Genomic DNA, 17,672 nt, shown 5'->3' with positions numbered 1-17,672 from the left:
CATGAGCACCGAGACCAGCACCGAAACCGGCACCGACCTCGACGCGATCGTCATCGGCGCGGGCTTCGGCGGCATCTACATGCTGCACAAGCTGCGCGACCAGCTCGGCCTGCGCGCCCGCGCCCTGGAGAAGGGCGGCGGGGTCGGCGGCACCTGGTACTTCAACCGCTACCCGGGCGCGAAGTCCGACACCGAGGGCTTCGTGTACCGCTACTCCTTCGACGACGACCTGCTCGCCGACTGGGACTGGAGCACCCGCTACCTCGACCAGCCCGACGTCCTCGCCTACCTCGAGCACGTCGTCGAGCGCTTCGATCTCGCGCGCGACATCCAGCTCGGCACCGAGGTCACGCGCGCCACCTTCGACGAGGACGAGGCGCGCTGGCACGTCACCACCGCGGCGGGCGAGCGGTTCACGTGCCGCTACCTCGTGACGGCGCTCGGCCTGCTCGCGCGCACCAACATCCCCGACATCCCCGGGCTCGACGACTTCGCCGGACGCCTCGTGCACACCAATGCCTGGCCCGACGACCTCGACCTGCGCGGGCAGCGCGTCGGGGTGATCGGCACCGGCTCGACCGGCACCCAGTTCATCGTCGCGGCCGCGCCGCTGGCCGAGCACCTGACCGTCTTCCAGCGCTCGCCGCAGTACTCGGTGCCGTCGGGGAACGGGCCGGTCGACCAGGCCGAGGTCGACGAGACCAAGCGGAACTTCGGCACCATCTGGGAGCAGGTGCGCGGGTCGGTCGTCGCGTTCGGGTTCGAGGAGAGCGACGTCGCGACGATGAGCGTCTCGGCGGAGGAGCGGGAGCGCGTGTTCCAGGAGAACTGGGACAAGGGCAACGGCTTCCGGTTCATGTTCGGGACGTTCAACGACATCGCCACCGACCCGGACGCCAACGCCGCCGCGGCCGCGTTCATCCGCTCCAAGATCGCCGAGATCGTCGACGACCCCGAGACCGCCCGCAAGCTCACCCCGACCGACCTCTACGCCAAGCGCCCGCTGTGCAACGAGGGCTACTACGAGACCTTCAACCGGGACGACGTCACCCTGGTCGCGCTCCGGGAGAACCCCATCGAGCGCATCACCGCGCGCGGCGTGCGCACCGCCGACGGCGTCGAGCACGCGCTCGACGTGCTCGTGCTCGCGACCGGCTTCGACGCCGTCGACGGCAACTACCGGGCGATGGACCTGCGCGGACGCGGCGGGCAGCACATCGACGAGCACTGGGCCGAGGGGCCGACGAGCTTCCTCGGGGTGTCGGTCGCCGGGTTCCCCAACATGTTCATGATCCTCGGGCCGAACGGCCCGTTCACCAACCTGCCCCCGAGCATCGAGGCGCAGGTCGACTGGATCGGCGAGCTCGTCCGGCGGGCCGAGGAGTCCGGCGCCGCGGCGGTCGAGCCCACCCAGGACGCCGAGGACCGGTGGACCGACACCTGCCGCGAGATCGCCGACATGACGCTCTTCCCGCAGGCCGACTCGTGGATCTTCGGTGCGAACATCCCGGGCAAGCGCAACGCGGTGATGTTCTACATGGCCGGCCACGCCGCGTACCGCCAGCAGCTCTCCGACGTCGCCGACGCGGGCTACGAGGGCTTCGTGATGTCCGACCGCGAGGCGGCGGCGAGCTGACGCCCGCTCACACCGCGTCGACGCGCTCGGACTCCTCGTAACGCAGGACCGGGAGCAGCGAGGGCTCGCCGGCCGCGGGGTCGGCGGCGCAGCCGTCGACCGCCGACTCCAGACCCGCCGCGTCGAGACCCACGCCGAGGAACACCAGCCGGGCGCCGGTGACCGTGACGGACCGGGGCGCCGGGCGCACGCGGATCGCCGTCCCGACCGTCTGCACCACGAACGGGGCCGCGCCGGGGAAGCGCACGACGCCCTTGGCGCGGAACACGCCGGGCGGGCCCGCCTCGAGGAACGCCGCGAACCGCGCCGGGTCGAGCGGGGCGTCGCGCTCGACGGCGACGCTGTCCCAGTGCGCGTGGGCGTGCTCGGTGCCGGGGTCCTCGCGCAGCAGGGCGTCGAACGACAGCTGGCCCGACCGGGGCGGGCGACGGCGGGCCGGCGGGTCGACGAGCAGCGCCGGGTCGAGCGCCCCGCGGACCACGGGCAGCACCGGGCCCGGCGCGACCGCCTGCAGGACGGCGAGCAGCGGGGCGGGGTCGTCGACGAGGTCGACCTGGTTGAGCACCACGAGGTCGGCGAGGCGGACGGCGTCGTCCGGCTCGCCGTGCACCGCGTCGACCACGGTCACCAGCCCGCCGTACGCCGCGTGGCGCGCCTCCCCCGCGATCGCGTCGAGCAGCAGGCGCACGAGCTCGCGGGGATCGGCGAGGCCGCTGGCCTCCACGACGACGAGGTCGAGGCGCGCCGACGGTGCCGTGAGCTCGGCGAGCAGCCCGGCGAGGCCGTTGGCGTCGGTGGTGCAGCACAGGCAGCCGTTCGCGAGCGACGTGACGGCGCTGGCCTGCCCAGCGACGAGCATCGCGTCGATCCCGATCGCCCCGAAGTCGTTCACCACGACACCGATCCGGACCCCGTCGGCGCGGCGCAGCAGGTGGTTCACCAGCGTCGACTTGCCGGCGCCGAGGTGACCGGCGACCAGCACCACGGGCACGCGACGGGGCACGCCGACCACCCTCGCAGACGGCCGGCGTGCCCCGACGAGGTGCTAGCGGATGCCCGCCGAGTTCAGCCAGTCGCGGGCGACGGTGGCCGGGTCGGGGCGGTCGGGGCCGGCGAGGCGCTGGTTGAGCTGGGTCAGCTGGGTGGTGTCCATCGCCGCGGAGATCTGGTTGAGCGTGTCGGTGACGCGCGGGTCCGCCGACTTCGCGCGGTTGACCAGCGGCACGACGTTCTGGGCGGCGAAGTTCGACCGCGGGTCCTCGAGCACGACGAAGTCGTTCTCGGGGATCGAGGCGTCGGTGGTGAACAGGTCGGCGGCCTGGACGGTGCCGTCGCGCAGCGCGGCGACGGTGAGCGGACCGCCCGCGTCGAGGGCGCGGAACTCGCGGAACGAGCAGTTGTAGAGCCGCTGCAGCCCCGGGACGCCGTAGGAGCGCTGCTGGAACTCCGGCGGGCCGCCGAAGGCGACCGTCGGGCACAGCGGGGTGAGGTCGTCGATCGAGCGCAGGTTGTTCTGCGTGGCGAAGGCCCGGGTGACGACGACGGCGTCCTTGTCCTCGGCCGCGCTCTGCTGCAGCAGCTGGAGCTGGGGCGGCAGGGCGCCGGAGACCTGCTGGTAGACCTGGTCGGACGCCGTGGCGGTGGCCTGCGGGTTGAGGAACTGCAGCAGGTTGCCGGTGTAGTCGGGGACGAGGTCGATCTCGCCGTTCTGCAGCGCCGGGAAGTAGGTCTCGCGGCTGCCGATGCCGAAGCGGCGCTCGACGGCGACGCCCCTGGTCTCCAGCGCGCTGGCGTAGATCTCGGCGAGCAGGCGGTTCTCGGTGAAGTTGGCCGAGCCGATGCGCACGGTGCCCTGGGCCGACGGCGCGGCGGGCTGGGTGGCCAGCGGGTCGGAGCTGCCGCCCCCGCACCCGGCGAGGAGCACGCCGACGGCGGCGACCGCCGCCAGGAGCAGCGCTCGCGGCCGACGGAGCGGAGCGGAGCCCGGCCCCGGGTGGCGCTGTGATCGGATCATCGGTCGGACCTCTCTGGGGACGGCGGGGTGGAAACCGTGGGGAGGGCGTCGGCGGTGGGGCCGTCGGCGCGGCGACCCAGCCGGAGACGCTCGGGGCCGGGCGTCACGAACCGCCCGAGGAGCTGGAGCACGAGCTCGACGACCACCGAGAGCACCGCGACGATCAGCGCGCCGCCGAGCATCTGCGGGAAGTCGCGCACCGCGAAGCCGTCGATGATGTAGCGGCCGAGACCGCCGAGGCCGACGTACGCGGCGATGGTGGCGGTGGCGATCACCTGCAGCGTCGCGAACCGCACCCCGCCGAGGATCAGCGGCACCGCGGACGGCAGCTCGACCTGCAGCAGGATCTGCCTCTCGCGCATCCCGATGCCGCGCGCGGCGTCGACGGCGCCGGGGTCGGCGCCCGCGACACCGGAGTAGGTGCCGGCGAGGATCGGCGGGATCGCGAGCAGCACCAGCGCGAGCGTCGGCGGCAGCAGGCCGAGGCCCAGCAGCAGCACGAACAGCACGAGCACGCCGAGCTCCGGCAGCGCCCGCAGGCCGTTGGCGACGCCGACGACGGCGAGCCCGCCCCTCCGCGTGTGCCCGATGATCGCGCCCACCGGCAGCGCGATGACCGCGGCGATGACGACGGCGAGCAGGGTGTAGCCGAGGTGCTCGAGCACGCGCGCGGGGATGCCGGAGGACCCGCTCCACTGCGCGGGGTCCGAGAACCAGTCGACGAGACGGCCGAGCACCGCTACACCCCCGTCCGGGCCCGCGACCAGGGCGTGAGCGTCCGGCCGAGCGCGAGCCACAGCGCGTCGAAGAGGAAGGCGAGCAGCACCGAGCCGACGATGCCGGTGACGACCATCGCCGTGTAGTCCTGCTGGAAGCCGTCGGTCATCAGCGTGCCCAGCGACTGGATGCCGACCAGCGCACCCACCGTGACCAGCGAGAACGCCGACACCGACGCCACGCGGAGCCCGGCGGTGAGCACCGGCACGGCGAGCGGGAGCTGAACGCCGAAGAAGAGCCCCGACGGCCGGTAGCCGACGGCGAGCGCGGCCGTCGTGACGTTCTCCGGCACCGCGTCGAGCGCCTCGGCGACGCTGCGCACGAGCAGCGCGACCGTGTAGATGGTCAGCGTGAGCCCGACGTTGACCGGGCTGAGGATGGGCGTGCCGAGGATGACCGGGATGAAGACGATGAGGGCCAGCGACGGGACGGTGTAGAGCGCCCCCGACAGCGGCACCAGCACGCGGCGGGCGCCGGCCGACCGGTGCGCCCACCAGCCCAGCGGCAGCGCGATGAGCAGCCCGAGGATCACCGGGATCAGCGCGAGCAGGACGTGCGCCACGACCAGGTCGTCGAGGTCGTAGCCGAAGGCCCTCACGACGGGCTGCTCCGGTCGAGCAGCGCCAGCACAGCGTCGGTGTCGACCCCGCCCCGGTAGCGGCCCGCGCCGTCGACGGCGACCCCGCGCCCGGCCGGCGAGCTCAGCGCCGCGTCCAGGGCCCCGCGCAGCGTGCCCGCCGCGTCGGCCGCGGCGTCGTCGCCGTCGGTGACGTACACGGAGCCGAGCTCGTGGCGCGCGCCGTCCGGGCCGAGCCAGGCCGCGGGGCGCTCGCTGCCGTCGAGCAGCACCGTCCACTCCCCCGGGACGGCCCGATCGGTGGAGTCAGGGGAGTCGCCGTTGGCGTCGGCGCGGGTCGGCAGGTCGACCAGCCGCAGCGCGGTCGCCGGCACGAAGCCCAGGCGCCGGTAGCCGCGGTCGCGGCCCACGAAGCCGGACACGAAGTCGTCCACCGGGGCGGCGAGCAGCTCGTCCGGCGGCGCGAACTGCGCGAGGCGCCCGCCGACGCGCAGCACGGCCACCCGGTCGCCCAGGCGGATCGCCTCGTCGATGTCGTGGGTGACGAACAGGATCGTCTTGCCCAGGTCGGCCTGCAGGCGCAGCAGCTCGTCCTGCAGCTCGACGCGCACCACGGGGTCGACCGCGGAGAAGGGCTCGTCCATGAGCAGCACCGGCGCGTCGCCGGCGAGCGCGCGGGCCACGCCGACGCGCTGCTGCTGGCCGCCGGAGAGCTGCGCGGGCCAGCGCTGCGCGAGCGCGCCGTCGAGCCCGACGCGCTCGAGCACCTCGGCCGCCCGCGCGCGGGCCTCGCGCCGCGACAGACCCTTGAGCACGGGGACGGTGGCCACGTTGTCGATCACCCGGCGGTGCGGGAACAGGCCCGCCTGCTGGATGACGTAGCCGATGCCACGGCGCAGGTCCGCCGGGTCGCCCCGGGACACGTCGCGCCCGTCGAGGTACACCGCCCCCGAGGTCGGCTCGACCATGCGGTTGACGGTGCGCAACGAGGTGGTCTTGCCGCACCCCGAGGGGCCGACGAGCACCGTGATCTCGCCCTCGCGCGCCGTCATGGACAGCGCCTCCAGCCCCACCGTGCCGTCGGCGAAGCGCTTGCCCACGTCCCGGAACTCGATCACGTGCTGACTCCCGGGATCCGCCGGTGGCCATGGGCGACCACCGAGTCGAGGCGAGAATGTAATCGGCGACCCCGACACCCGCGACCGATCACGGGTTCCCGACCCGAGGTGGTGTGACGGCGGTCTCAGCCGGCCCGGCGGTCCTCCGGCGTCAGCGGCCCGCGGCGCAGCAGCTGCGTGAACGCCTCGCCCGGCATGGCGCGGGCGAACAGCCAGCCCTGGTAGGCGTGCACGCCGAGGTCGCGCAGGACCGCGAACTGGTCCTCGTCCTCCACGCCCTCGGCCACGCAGACCTGCCCGATCGCGGCGGTCAGGTCGACGACGGCGCGGGCGACGGCGCGGTCGGACTCGCCGGTGGCGACGCCCCGGACGAAGCCGCGGTCGAGCTTGACGATCTGCGCGGGCAGCCCGGTCAGCCGCGACAGCGACGAGTAGCCGGTGCCGAAGTCGTCCACCGCGAACCGCACACCGGCGGCGATCAGCTCGTTCATCTCGCGCAGGGTCGTCGACGGCAGGTCGGCGAGGCAGGTCTCGACGAGCTCGAGCACCAGGCGGTCGTAGGGCAGGCCCGCGGCGGTGACGGCCTCGTGCACGGTGTCGAGGAAGTCGGGGTCGCCGGGCAGCAGGCCCGCGAGGTTGACCGCGACCGAGGGCACGATCCCGTCCGGGCTCGAGGGCGGCCAGACGGCGGCCTCGCGCACGGCGGTGCGCAGCACCCAGCGGTCGAGGTCGCCCAGCAGGTCGGCCGCCTCGGCCACCGGCAGGAACTTGTCGGGGAAGATCAGGCCCTGCTCGGGGTGCTGCCAGCGCACCAGCGCCTCGGCGGTCTGCACCCGCCCGTCGGGCCCGACGACCGGCTGGAAGTGCAGCACCAGCTCGTCGTTGACCATGGCCTCGCGGAGCTGGGTCTCCATGCGCAGCGCCTCGTCGGCGCCCTTCATGATCGCCTCGTCGGCGAGCGCGAAGCGTCCGGTGCCGCCGCTCTTGGCCTCGAACAGCGCCGCGTCCGCGAAGCGCATCAGGTCGCCGGTGCCCGGGTGGGCCGGCGCCGGGTCGAGGCCCGCGAGCTCGGTGGCGCGCTCGCGGCGAAGCACCTGCTCGACGGGGTCGGCGGTCGGGTCGATGTCGGGCTGGGCGGGGTCGGCCTGGGAGTCGGCGCCGATCGTCGCGCCCACCGCCGCCCCGACCGTCGCCGAGATCCGCACGAGCTGGCCGTGCACCGGGATCGCCGTGCGCAGGATGCCGGCGACCGTGGCCGACAGGGCGTCGAGCCCGCCGTGCAGGTCGACGTCGGCGCACACCACGACGAACTCGTCGCCGGCGCTGCGCGAGGCCGCGCAGCCGGCGGGCAGGCGCTCGCGCAGCCGCGCCGCGAGCTCGACGAGCAGCTCGTCGCCCGCGTCGTGGCCCAGGGAGTCGTTGACGCGCTTGAAGTTGTCGAGGTCGCAGAACAGCACCCCGGTGCGCCGCGCCGTCGGGCCGGCGAGCAGGCGCGACACCGTGGTGGTGAGCGCGCGCCGGTTGGGCAGGCCGGTGAGCTCGTCGTGCATGGCCTGGTGGCGCAGGCTCGCCTCGACGCGCCGGGCGTCGGTGACGTCGGTGAACACGACGAGGTGGGTGACGCCGCCGTCGTCGTGCACCGAGACCGACACGTGCAGCTCGCACCACACCGGGTCGGCGTCGGCGCCGCCCGCGCCGCGCTCGCGGGTGCGCAGGGCCCGCGGCGCGCAGGACCAGCTCACCGACCCCGCCGAGCCCGCCGGGCGCGAGAGCAGCGGCGTCACCGGGCCGGGCGTCACCGCGGTCTCGGCGCCGAGGTCGAGCAGCTCGTCGGCGCGGCACCCGCGCAGCGCCTCCGGGCCCTGCCCGAGCAGCCGGCACAGCGCCTGGTTCGCCTTCACCAGGCGCTCGTCGTCGTCGAAGAGGGCGATGCCGACGGGGGCGACGGCGAGCAGGTCGGTGAAGCGCTGGGTCAGCGCCCGCAGCCGCTCCTCGGCCTGGCGACGGCCGGTGACGTCGGCTGCGGTGCCGAGCACGGTGCCGTCGGGGCGCAGGGCGGCGTGCAGCTGCAGGATGCGCCCGGTGCCGTCCCCGAGGCGCGCCTCGGCCTCCAGCGGCGTCCCCTCGGTGACCAGCGCGACCCAGCGCCGGGCGAACCCGTGCCGGTCGGCCGGGTGCAGTGCGTTGAGGAGGTCCTCCGCCCGCCGGCTCGGCAGCAGGTCCGTCCCGAGCAGCTCCGCCAGCACGGGCGACAGCCACGCCGAGCCGGAGTCGAGGTCGACCTCCCAGTGCCCGAGCCCGGCGATCCGCTCGACGTCGGCCGCGGACGGGCCGGACACCGGCTCCTGGTCGGAGGACAGGTCGGCCTGCCGGGGGTCCTGGCGGGGCACCGGCTCCGTGGCCGGCTCGGCCCGCGGCACCAGGACGAGCGTCGCGCCACCCATCGCGTCCGGCCAGACGACGACCTGCACGGGCAGCGGGGTGTCCGCCCGGCGGCGCAGCCGCGCGGTGAGCAGGCCGTCGGGGCCGGCGCAGGGGTCGACGGGCGCGAGGTCGAGGAGCAGCTCGTGCAGCGGCCGCCCGAGCATCCGCGCCGGCGTGACGCCGCCGGACGGGTCGACGAGCTGCGCGACCTGGTCCCGCACGGCGACGACGCGCCCGCGGGCGTCGTGGTGCAGCGCGGCGCCCGCCGGCAGCGTCACGCCGCCCTCGGGACCGCCGTCGGCGGGGGGCATGACCGCGAGCGCCTCGGCCCGGTGCCTCGCCGCCCGACCTGGCGCCGCAGAGGCCGCGTGAGCCGCGTGAGCCGCGGAGGCGACGGCGAGGCCACGCGAGCCCGGCACCGGCACGGCACTCCCCACGTCTGCGCTCCCCTCGCCGCGGGTCCTCCGCCGCTCCGGGTGGAACGGCGTCTCCGCGTCTGTCTCAGGCAACGAAGGAGACCCGGTCCGGGTCCGGGTGGATCACCCCGTGGGGGGATGCCGCGCGGCGACCGCGTGTTCCGACGCGTTCTGCTGCACGACACGGACGATCGACCTTGAGGTCACCGACCGGTCGTCGCGCCGAAGCGGACGGAGTCCACGACGAGCGGCAGACGGACCAGGACCACTCGCCCGATGGACCGCGAGATCACCCACCTGCGGCTCAGCGCCCTACGGTCGGTGCTCCCCGCCGGTGACGAACGGTCCGGATCTCGCCACGAACGCTCCGCAACCTCCGGAAGGATGACGGGTGATCGTCCGGGTGAGCGACAGCGACACGCGCACTGATCGCGTTACCAGCCGGTACCCGATCCGCTGACGACCCAACCGTCGTGAGCAACCCGGTTGTCCGCCACCTCTGGTGGACAACTGAATGGCCCGCTACCGGGTGACGTGGGATCTCTAGTGGTGACCGTCCGCCGCGACCTCGGCGACGTGGCGGCGCACGACCCCCTCGTCCGCGGCGGCGCGCGCCACGGCCGCGGCGACCGCGGGTGCCACGCGGTCGTCGAGGGCGCTGGGGACGATGTGGTCGACGCCGAACTCCTCGTCGCCCGCGGCGATGTCGGCGATCGCGTCGGCGGCGGCGAGCTTCATCGCCTCGGTGATGCGCCGGGCCGCGGCGTCGAGGGCCCCGGCGAACACGCCGGGGAAGGCGAGGACGTTGTTGATCTGGTTCGGGTAGTCGCTGCGCCCGGTGGCGACGACCGCGGCGTGCTTGCGCGCGACCGCCGGGTCGATCTCCGGGTCGGGGTTGGACAGCGCGAACACGATGCCGCCCTCGGCCATCGAGGCGATGACCGACTCGGGGATGGTCGAGCCCGAGAGCCCGAGGAAGACGTCGGCGCCGGCCACCGCGGCGGCGAGGTCGCCCCGCACGCCGCGCGGGTTGGTCTCCTCCGCCAGCGCCATCTTCTCGACGTTCATGCCGTCGCGGCCGGCGTGGATGACGCCGCGGGAGTCGAGCACGACGACGTCGCTCGCCCCTGCCGAGAGCAGGATCTTCGCGCAGGCGACGCCGGACGCCCCGGCACCGCTGACGACGACCCGCAGCGAGGCGAGGTCGCGGTCGAGCACCCGGGCGGCGTTGCGCAGGGCGGCGAGGACGACGATCGCGGTGCCGTGCTGGTCGTCGTGCATGACCGGACAGTCGAGCGCCTCGATCAGCCGGCGCTCGATCTCGAAGCAGCGCGGCGCCGCGATGTCCTCGAGGTTGACCGCGCCGAAGCTCGGGCGCAGGTGCACGAGCGTGTCGACGATCTCGTCGACGTCGGTGGTCTCGAGGACCAGCGGGATCGAGTCGAGGTCGGCGAACGCCTTGAACAGCGCCGACTTGCCCTCCATCACGGGCAGGGACGCGCGCGGGCCGATGTCGCCCAGGCCGAGGACGGCGGTGCCGTCGGAGACGACGGCCACCAGGCGGTGGGTCCACGTGTAGCGGGCGGTGAGCGCCTTGTCGTCGGCGATCGCGCGGCAGACCTTCGCCACCCCGGGCGTGTAGGCGATGGAGAGGTCGCGCCGGCCGGACAGCCCGACCGTCGGGGCGATCGAGAGCTTGCCGCCCTCGTGGGACGCGAACACCTCCTCGTCGGTGATGTCGCGGCCGTCGAGGGACGGCTGGTTCGTGGTGGCGTCGTTGCCGGGGTCGCTCACGGGGGCTCCAAGCGGGCGGTGGGGGTCGCGCAGGCAGGCCTGCCGAGGTGGGGGTACCCGGGCGGGAGGTGGTGGCGGCACCCGCGGTCGGCGGATGCCGGGCGGGCCGTCGGCGCGGGTGGGCGCGCGGCCCGGGCCATGCAGTTCGCTCACCCGGTCGCGCGGAATCCTCCCGCGTCGGTGGGGGTCGTGTCTGCGTCCGGGGTCACCCCGGCGCGCCGCTACCGAGCGTGCAGGCGTCCCGGGCGGGGCCAGAGGCGCCAGCGGACGGGCCCGAGCGCCTCGGCGGCGCCCAGGGTGCGGGAGTCGGTGGAGGCCTCCGGGGCGTCTCCGACGGCGAACCAGCCGTCGTCGAAGGGCAGCGCCGCGCGCTTCACCGAGAGCTGCCCGGGACGGGAGGCCCAGCGCACGAGGGCCAGCTCGCCGGGCCGCACCGTCGCGCCCGGCAGGGCCACCACGACGTCCCCGTCACGCAGCGTCGGGGCCATCGATCCCCCGCGCACGAGCACACGTCGCGGGAGCCGTGCCACCAGCGTGATCAGCAGCTCACGGGTGGTCCGCACCGGCCGCGCTCCACGTGTCGGGGCCCCGTCACAGGGGTACGTTGACTGTCGTCGGAACGATCACCATTCCTCAACAGGAAGAGGGAGGCGAGATGGGACTGCTCTCCAGCGTCCTGCGCCCGCGTCTGGAGGCCACCGCACACTGCGACCTCCCCTGCGGCGTCTACGACCCGGCCCAGGCCCGGATCGAGGCCGAGTCGGTCAAGGCGATCCAGGAGAAGTACCAGTCGAACGAGGACCCGGCCTTCCGGACCCGCGCCATCCAGATCAAGGAGGAGCGCGCGGACCTCGTCAAGCACCACCTCTGGGTGCTGTGGACGGACTACTTCAAGCCGCCGCACTTCGAGAAGTACCCGCAGCTCCACGAGCTGTTCAACAAGGCCACCAAGGCCGCGGGCGGCGGCGCCGACGGCGCCAAGTCGTCGATGGACCCGCAGACCGGTCAGCAGGTCCTCGACTACATCGCCGAGATCTCGGACATCTTCTGGGAGACCAAGAAGGGCTGATCCCCTTCGGTGGTCCCTCACGGATCTCCGACGCGCCCGTCCCCGACATCCGGGGGCGGGCGCGTCGTCGTGTGCGGGCCCGCGAGCGGGTAGGAACGCCGCTGTGAACGCAGCTGCGAGCGCGACCCCCGTCGGACGCATCTACGTCCTGCGGCACGGCGAGACCGAGTGGTCCCGCGACGGACGGCACACCAGCCGCACCGACCTCCCGCTGACCGACACGGGCGAGGAGGCCGCCCGGACCGCCGGGCACCTGCTCGTCACGCTGCGCGGCACCGACGTCCCGCCCCCGGCGGTGTGGACCAGCCCCCGGCGCCGGGCCGCCGACACCGCGCGGCTGGCGGGCCTGGAGCCCTCGGCCGTCCGCGACGACCTCGTCGAGTGGGACTACGGCGCGTACGAGGGCCGCACGACCCCGGAGATCCGCGAGGAGGTCCCCGGCTGGACGGTGTGGACGCACCCGTGCCCCGGCGGGGAGACCGGCGCCGAGGTGGCCGCCCGGCTCGACCACGTGCTCGCCGACGCCGCCCAGGAGCTCGCGGCGCGCGACGTCGTCCTCGTCGGCCACGGCCACGCCGGGCGCGTGCTCATCGCCCGCTACCTGGGCCTCGCACCGTCCGCTGGGGTCGGGTTCGCGTTCGACGCGGCGTCGGTGACCGTGCTGGGCCACGAGCGCGGGGTCCCGCGCATCGACCTCCTCAACGCCCCCGGCGGCCTCGTCGAACCCCCGCCCCCGCCGGCCGACCGGCACTGACGACCAGGGCGGGACGACGATGGCTCGCCGTCACGTCACCGTGCACCTCGACGGCGACGCCGCGCGTGCCGTCGACGCGCTGCGGGCCGACTGGGACCCGGCGATGCGGCGCATCTGCCCCGCCCACATCAGCGTCGTCTACCCCGAGGAGACCGTCGACGTCGCACTGCTGCTGGACCGGCTCGCGGAGGCGGCCCGGGAGACTGCGCCCTTCACGGTCCGGCTGGGCGCCCTCGCGGCCGACGACGAGGGGCGCGGCGGGGTGTTCGCGATGGTGGAGGACGGCGTCCCGGCACTCGAGGCCCTCCGCGACCGGCTGCTCCTCCCGCCGCAGGGGTTCGCGGGGCACCCCTTCCACGCGACGATCGCCCACCCCCGCACGTCGGGGTCGCCGGCGGCGTGCTGGTCGCACGTGCGCGGCGGCCGCCTGGACGTCGCGTGTTCTGTGCACGAGGTGCTGTGGACGGTCACCGACACGTCCCACCGCGAGGTCCTGGCCAGGTTCCCGCTGGCGGGGCCTCCATCCCGTCTCCCGATGGCGGCCGGGGTCCTCGTCCGCGACGGGCGCGTCCTGCTGGGTCTGCGACGCGCGGACCGTGCGTCGTACCCCGGGGTGTGGGACCTGCCGGGCGGACACGTCGAGCCCGGCGAGGCACCCCGCGCCACCGCGCGTCGCGAGCTGCGCGAGGAGCTCGGGATCGACGCGGAGCTCGAGGCGCCCTGGCGGCGGCTCGTCGACGACGAGGTCGAGCTCTCGCTCTGGCTGGTCCGCCACTGGGACGGGGAGATCCGCAACGCCGCCGGCCACGAGCACGAGCGACTGGGTCGGTTCACCGCCGAGGAACTGCGGACCCTCGACCTGGCCCACCCCTCCTACCTCGCGCTGCTGGGTGAGGCACTCGAACCCGGCGCCGGGCGCCACGGCTCGACGGACGGGTGAGGCCGCGCGAGAGGCACGGCGCGCACGATCAAGACGGCGTGCGGGCTGCGAGAGGCGCCGGTCGTCCTGCCCCTGGGAGCGGCGTCCGCCGCGATCGGCGCGTCTCACATGATCAAGACGCTGCTGAGCTGCGGAAGGCGCTGGTCGCGAATCGGCGTCGTCGGTATCGCCGGTGTCGTCAGTGTCGCCGATGTGCGGTAGGATCGAACACATGAGCGAACCGTTGGGTGGTGCGGAGCGGGAGGTGTTCGACCGTGCCCGCGCCCACGTGATCGCTCAGCGACGCGGCTACTACCAGCGGTTGCAGGACATCGCCGCGCTCGACGAGCTCGGCGCGGTCAGTTCCACGGGGTATCGCAGTCTGCCGAACCTGGTCGCCGATCTCGACAACGTGGATCATCCCGAGGCGAAGCGGCTGGTGGACGAGGCCGGCGACCTGTGCGCGCGGACCTCGCTGTCGGGCGAGGTGCTGCCCGCCCGGCTGCCGGCCACCGCGGACGCGCTGGCCGAGGGGTTGGTGGACCCGGCGCACGTGCGGATCATCCGGGACACGGTGCGCCACCTGGCCGGGCTGCTGACCCCGCCACCGCCCGACGAGCTCGCCGGGGTCGAGCAGACGCTGGTGGACAAGGCGCAGCTGCTGCCGCCGAAGATGCTGCGCCGGCTCGCGAAAGCGTTCGTGGACTTCTACGACCCCGACGGGGCAGCACCTTCTGACGGGGAGGACGCCGGCGACGAGATGCACATGCTGCGCCGCCGCGACGGGTCGCTGGTGTTCAAAGGCCGGCTCGGGGATCCGCTCGAGGCCGAGAAGATGGTCGAGGTGGTCGGGGTGCTCTCCGCCCGCGCGGGCAGCGAGGACCAACGATCCCTGGCCCGACGCCAGGCCGACGCGCTCAAAGACCTCATCGACGACGCCCGCGGCCCCCACGGCATCGCCACCGACACCCGCCGCGGGGAGAACGACACCACCGACCCCGCGCGCACCGACACCGACACCGACGAACCGGCCGCCCACGAACCAGGCGCCGACGCCGAGCCCGACCCGGACGACGAGCACGTCGGCGGCGGCGAGCCGGGCCTCGCCGCGGACGACGAGCCGGACGACGAGCCGGACGACGCTTCGGACGACGCCGAGGGCCAGGCGCCGCTGGCGTTGATCCCCGAACCACGCCGCCTCGAGGCCGACGCGCCCTCACCGGCGAGCCGGGGCTGGACCGAGCGGCCCGGGCGGGTCCTGCTCACCGTCACCATCGACCACCGCTGGCTCTGCCAAGCCCTCCAGCAGAACGGTGGCTACGGGACGCTGGACTCCGGGCACCACGTCGACGCCGCCACCATCCGCCGCTGGGCCTGCGACGCCGAGATCATCCCCATGATCCTCGGCTCGAAATCCGAACCCCTCGACGTCGGACGACGGCAACGCACCGCCCCCGACGCCATCCGCCGCGCCCTCAACCACCGCGACGGCGGCTGCGCGTTCCCCGGCTGCGACCGCCGACCCCGCCGCTGCCAGGCCCACCACGTGCGCCACTGGTACCCCGACGGCGACACGGCCCTGGACAACATGTGCCTGCTCTGCCGCTACCACCACCAGCTCGTCCACCACGGCCACTGGACCATCGAGATGATCAACGGCCGGGCGTGGTTCACCCCACCCTGGTACATCGACACCGAACGACAACCCCGGCTCGGAGGACGAGCCCGCATCCCCACCTGATCACCGGAACGCTCCGGTCGCGGAGGCGTGCTCTACCGCCCTGCCCGGAACCGGAACGACCGCTCGCCGGCGTCCGCGGAGGCGTCGAGGAAGCCGGCGTCGTGCAGCCGGTCGGGCATCGTCGCGGGGTCGACGACCACCATCGTGTCGCCGACGTGCAGCAGCCGGAAGCGCAGGCTGCGGACGCTGTCCGAGCCGGCGAAGACGCCGCCGGGCCGCAGGACGCGCGCCGCCTCGGCGAACACCCGGTCCTGCTGGGCGGGCGAGGGCACGTGGTGGAGCACGGTGAAGCAGACGACGACGTCGAAGCTCGCGTCGCGGAACGGCAGGCGCGCGCCGTCCGCGGTGTGCACGTCGACGCGGCCCTCCATCGCGCGGTCCAGGTCGGTCGCCAGCTTCGGGTCGACCTCCACGGCGGTCAGGGCGCCGGCGCGCTCGACGAGCCACCGCGTCGTCACGCCGTAGCCCGGCCCGATCTCGAGGACGTCGCCACCGAGGTCGAGGCCCTCGAGCGCCCACGGCATCACCTGGCCGTGCATGCGCTCGGCCCAGCGGTCGGAGCGGCACAGCCGGCGGTGCATCGCGTTCATCGCCACGACGACCGAGTTCCCCTCACTGCTCCGCCCACGCGCGCGCGGGCGCGCACAGCAGCCCGTAGAGCACCGCCGCGGCGGCAGCGATGACCGGCACGCCCCACTCCGGGCGCTGCGAGGGCACGGCGGCGTAGAACGCGCACCCGATGGTGAGGAGCTGGGCGACCAGCGCCGGCCCGCGCGCGCCCCGCTGACCGCGCAGCAGCGCCACGGCCGCGACGGCGAGGCCCAGGGCGAGCAGCACGACGAAGCCCCAGACGGAGAACGCCACGCCGGCGCTGGCCATCAGGACCGCCACCACGACGCCGACGGCGGCCTCGGCGAGCACCCCGACGGCCGCGAGGCGCACGGAACGGGGCGGGGCGGACACACCGATCAGGGTAGGTGGCGGGTCGTGCTGTCCCCCCGGTGGCCGAGAGATCGGCGACATCACGGGACCGCACCCCCCGACCGGAGGGGGCACCCCGTCTACGGTGAGGGCCGTGCGTGCGCTGCTCGTGGCCAATCCCTCGGCCACCACGACGACGGCGGCCGGTCAGGACGTCATCGCGCACGCGCTCGCCAGCGAGATCAAGCTGGACGTCGTCGCCACGCGCTACCGGGGTCACGCGGCCGAGCTCGCCGCCCGCGCCCGGTCGGAGGCCATCGACCTCGTCATCGTCCTCGGCGGCGACGGCACCGTGAACGAGGCGCTCAACGGCCTGCTGGCCGACGGGCCCGGGGAGCACGTCCCCGCGCTCGGGGTGGTGCCCGGCGGGTCGGCCAACGTCTTCGCGCGCGCCCTCGGCGTCCCGCGCGAGCCGCTCGAGGCCACCCACCGGCTGCTCGGCGCGCTCCACGAGGGGCGCTCGCGCACGGTCGGGCTCGGGCGCGCCGACGAGCGGTGGTTCAGCTTCAACGCCGGCCTCGGGTGGGACGCGGACGTCATCGCCTCCATGGAGCGCGCCCGCGGCCGCGGCCACGACGCCACCCCGACCCGCTACGTCGCCACCTCCATCCGCCGCTGGACGCGGACCCGCCTGGACCCGCCCGACCTCACCGTCGAGATCGCGGGCGAGGAGCCGGTCAGCGGCGTGCGGCTGGCGATCGTGTCGAACACCGACCCGTGGACCTACCTCGGATCCCGCCCGGTGCGCACCAACCCCGGCTGCTCGTTCGACAGCGGCCTGGGCCTCTTCGCCCTCAAGTCGGTCGGCCTGCCGACGGTGCTGCGCCTCATCCAGCAGATCCTCAGCCGCGACGGGGCGACCGGGCTGAAGTCCGTGGTGCGCCGCGACGACGTGCCCGCCCTGCGGATCACCAGCGACGAGCCGGTCAACCTCCAGGTCGACGGCGACCACCTCGGACAGCGCAGCGATGTCGAGTTCGTGGCGGTGCCGGACGCCCTCCGCGTGGTCGTCTGACGCCCGATTCCGGGTGATGTGAAGCCCGCGTGAAGCCACGACGGGCGGTCGGTGGCGTTCTGAATCGAGTCCACCTGCTGCCGTTCGTCGTGCACCCCCGGACGGGTGGACGGCTCGTCGTGCTGTTGTCGTCGCTCGTCGCAGCCGAACGGTCATGACCGTCTGCGCAATTCCACTCACCGACCGAGTTCGCCCGCCGAACCGCTTGGCACTCGATCTCGCAGGTCACGTCCTGCAGATTGAATCGCATCCCCCGCGAATGCCGGGAAGGACGCACGACCCACCACGGGCCGGGCGATCCGGACCGGTCGGGTCCGTCGTTCGAAAAGCGAGCGTCGGGCGGGAGATCGGGCGACAGTGAGTGTCCCTGATCTCCGTTGGCTGGTCACGGCGCCACACCGGAGCTGTGACGAGGTCGAGAACACGACGACCACGAC

At 74.3% G+C, this 17,672-nt stretch carries 16 protein-coding genes; 6 read left to right on the top strand and 10 right to left on the bottom strand.

Annotation, left to right across the window (positions count from 1 at the left end; translation table 11 throughout):
• Position 1: 1 nt before the first annotated feature.
• Positions 2-1,636: a flavin-containing monooxygenase gene (locus tag WCD58_RS23910; protein WP_337705588.1), complete on the top strand. Its 1,635-nt coding sequence runs from the start codon at positions 2-4 to the stop codon at positions 1,634-1,636.
• A 7-nt stretch (positions 1,637-1,643) separates the two neighbouring features.
• Here WCD58_RS23910 and WCD58_RS23905 read toward each other — a convergent pair whose 3' ends face one another.
• From WCD58_RS23905 to WCD58_RS23870, 8 genes are all read right to left on the bottom strand, one after another.
• Entirely contained in the window at positions 1,644-2,639 is a 996-nt protein-coding gene (locus WCD58_RS23905; protein WP_337705587.1) for a CobW family GTP-binding protein, read from the bottom strand.
• A 42-nt stretch (positions 2,640-2,681) separates the two neighbouring features.
• The gene (locus WCD58_RS23900; RefSeq protein ID WP_337705586.1) at positions 2,682-3,650 is read right to left on the bottom strand and encodes an ABC transporter substrate-binding protein; all 969 of its coding nucleotides are present in this window, start codon (positions 3,648-3,650) and stop codon (positions 2,682-2,684) included.
• On the bottom strand, positions 3,647-4,387 hold the full coding sequence (locus WCD58_RS23895; RefSeq protein WP_337705585.1) for an ABC transporter permease: 741 nt from the start codon (positions 4,385-4,387) through the stop codon (positions 3,647-3,649). The genes WCD58_RS23900 and WCD58_RS23895 overlap by 4 nt, the downstream gene beginning before the upstream one ends.
• Before the next feature lie 2 nt (positions 4,388-4,389).
• Positions 4,390-5,025 (bottom strand): ABC transporter permease, encoded by a 636-nt coding sequence (locus WCD58_RS23890; protein WP_337705584.1) that lies wholly within the window; start codon positions 5,023-5,025, stop codon positions 4,390-4,392.
• On the bottom strand, positions 5,022-6,122 hold the full coding sequence (locus tag WCD58_RS23885) for an ABC transporter ATP-binding protein (RefSeq protein WP_337705583.1): 1,101 nt from the start codon (positions 6,120-6,122) through the stop codon (positions 5,022-5,024). The genes WCD58_RS23890 and WCD58_RS23885 overlap by 4 nt, the downstream gene beginning before the upstream one ends.
• 125 nt (positions 6,123-6,247) lie before the next feature.
• Positions 6,248-8,857, bottom strand: coding sequence for a putative bifunctional diguanylate cyclase/phosphodiesterase (locus tag WCD58_RS23880; RefSeq protein WP_337705582.1), 2,610 nt, complete (start codon positions 8,855-8,857; stop codon positions 6,248-6,250).
• 648 nt (positions 8,858-9,505) lie between these two features.
• Positions 9,506-10,756, bottom strand: a complete 1,251-nt coding sequence (locus tag WCD58_RS23875; RefSeq protein WP_337705581.1) for an NAD(P)-dependent malic enzyme — start codon at positions 10,754-10,756, stop codon at positions 9,506-9,508.
• 221 nt (positions 10,757-10,977) lie between these two features.
• Positions 10,978-11,319, bottom strand: coding sequence for a S24/S26 family peptidase (locus WCD58_RS23870; RefSeq protein WP_337705580.1), 342 nt, complete (start codon positions 11,317-11,319; stop codon positions 10,978-10,980).
• A 92-nt stretch (positions 11,320-11,411) separates the two neighbouring features.
• Here WCD58_RS23870 and sodN point away from each other — a divergent pair, with 92 nt between their 5' ends.
• The 4 genes from sodN to WCD58_RS23850 all read left to right on the top strand — a co-directional run bounded on the left by sodN (position 11,412) and on the right by WCD58_RS23850 (position 15,239).
• On the top strand, positions 11,412-11,825 hold the full coding sequence (gene sodN, locus WCD58_RS23865; RefSeq protein ID WP_444876324.1) for a superoxide dismutase, Ni: 414 nt from the start codon (positions 11,412-11,414) through the stop codon (positions 11,823-11,825).
• A 103-nt stretch (positions 11,826-11,928) separates the two neighbouring features.
• A complete protein-coding gene (locus tag WCD58_RS23860) occupies positions 11,929-12,579 on the top strand; it encodes a histidine phosphatase family protein (RefSeq protein WP_337705579.1) in 651 nt (216 codons plus the stop codon).
• A 19-nt stretch (positions 12,580-12,598) separates the two neighbouring features.
• Positions 12,599-13,519 (top strand): NUDIX domain-containing protein, encoded by a 921-nt coding sequence (locus WCD58_RS23855; RefSeq protein ID WP_337705578.1) that lies wholly within the window; start codon positions 12,599-12,601, stop codon positions 13,517-13,519.
• 211 nt (positions 13,520-13,730) lie between these two features.
• A complete protein-coding gene (locus WCD58_RS23850) occupies positions 13,731-15,239 on the top strand; it encodes an HNH endonuclease signature motif containing protein (protein ID WP_337705577.1) in 1,509 nt (502 codons plus the stop codon).
• Between the two features lie 32 nt (positions 15,240-15,271).
• Here the strand turns inward: WCD58_RS23850 and WCD58_RS23845 are convergent, their stop codons facing one another.
• Both WCD58_RS23845 and WCD58_RS23840 read right to left on the bottom strand, forming a co-directional pair.
• Entirely contained in the window at positions 15,272-15,829 is a 558-nt protein-coding gene (locus WCD58_RS23845; RefSeq protein WP_337705576.1) for a class I SAM-dependent methyltransferase, read from the bottom strand.
• 22 nt (positions 15,830-15,851) lie between these two features.
• Positions 15,852-16,202, bottom strand: a complete 351-nt coding sequence (locus WCD58_RS23840) for a hypothetical protein (RefSeq protein WP_337705575.1) — start codon at positions 16,200-16,202, stop codon at positions 15,852-15,854.
• Between the two features lie 112 nt (positions 16,203-16,314).
• Between WCD58_RS23840 and WCD58_RS23835 the strand changes: the two genes are divergently transcribed.
• Positions 16,315-17,235: a diacylglycerol/lipid kinase family protein gene (locus WCD58_RS23835; protein ID WP_337705574.1), complete on the top strand. Its 921-nt coding sequence runs from the start codon at positions 16,315-16,317 to the stop codon at positions 17,233-17,235.
• Positions 17,236-17,672 lie beyond the last annotated feature (437 nt).

This window comes from Actinomycetospora flava, assembly GCF_037400335.1.
Taxonomy (GTDB): Bacteria; Actinomycetota; Actinomycetes; order Mycobacteriales; family Pseudonocardiaceae; genus Actinomycetospora; species Actinomycetospora flava.
Note: the sequence above shows the minus strand (reverse complement) of the source record. Positions and strands in the feature narration are given on the sequence as shown.

Bases quoted from the DNA above. Each gene is read 5' to 3' on its own strand.
- WCD58_RS23910 (WP_337705588.1), top strand. From the start codon at position 2: ATGAGCACCGAGACCAGCACCGAAACCGGCACCGACCTCGACGCGATC.
- WCD58_RS23900 (WP_337705586.1), bottom strand. From the start codon at position 3,650: ATGATCCGATCACAGCGCCACCCGGGGCCGGGCTCCGCTCCGCTCCGT.
- WCD58_RS23880 (WP_337705582.1), bottom strand. From the start codon at position 8,857: ATGCCCCCCGCCGACGGCGGTCCCGAGGGCGGCGTGACGCTGCCGGCG.
- sodN (WP_444876324.1), top strand. From the start codon at position 11,412: ATGGGACTGCTCTCCAGCGTCCTGCGCCCGCGTCTGGAGGCCACCGCA.
- WCD58_RS23855 (WP_337705578.1), top strand. From the start codon at position 12,599: ATGGCTCGCCGTCACGTCACCGTGCACCTCGACGGCGACGCCGCGCGT.
- WCD58_RS23850 (WP_337705577.1), top strand. From the start codon at position 13,731: ATGAGCGAACCGTTGGGTGGTGCGGAGCGGGAGGTGTTCGACCGTGCC.
- WCD58_RS23845 (WP_337705576.1), bottom strand. From the start codon at position 15,829: ATGAACGCGATGCACCGCCGGCTGTGCCGCTCCGACCGCTGGGCCGAG.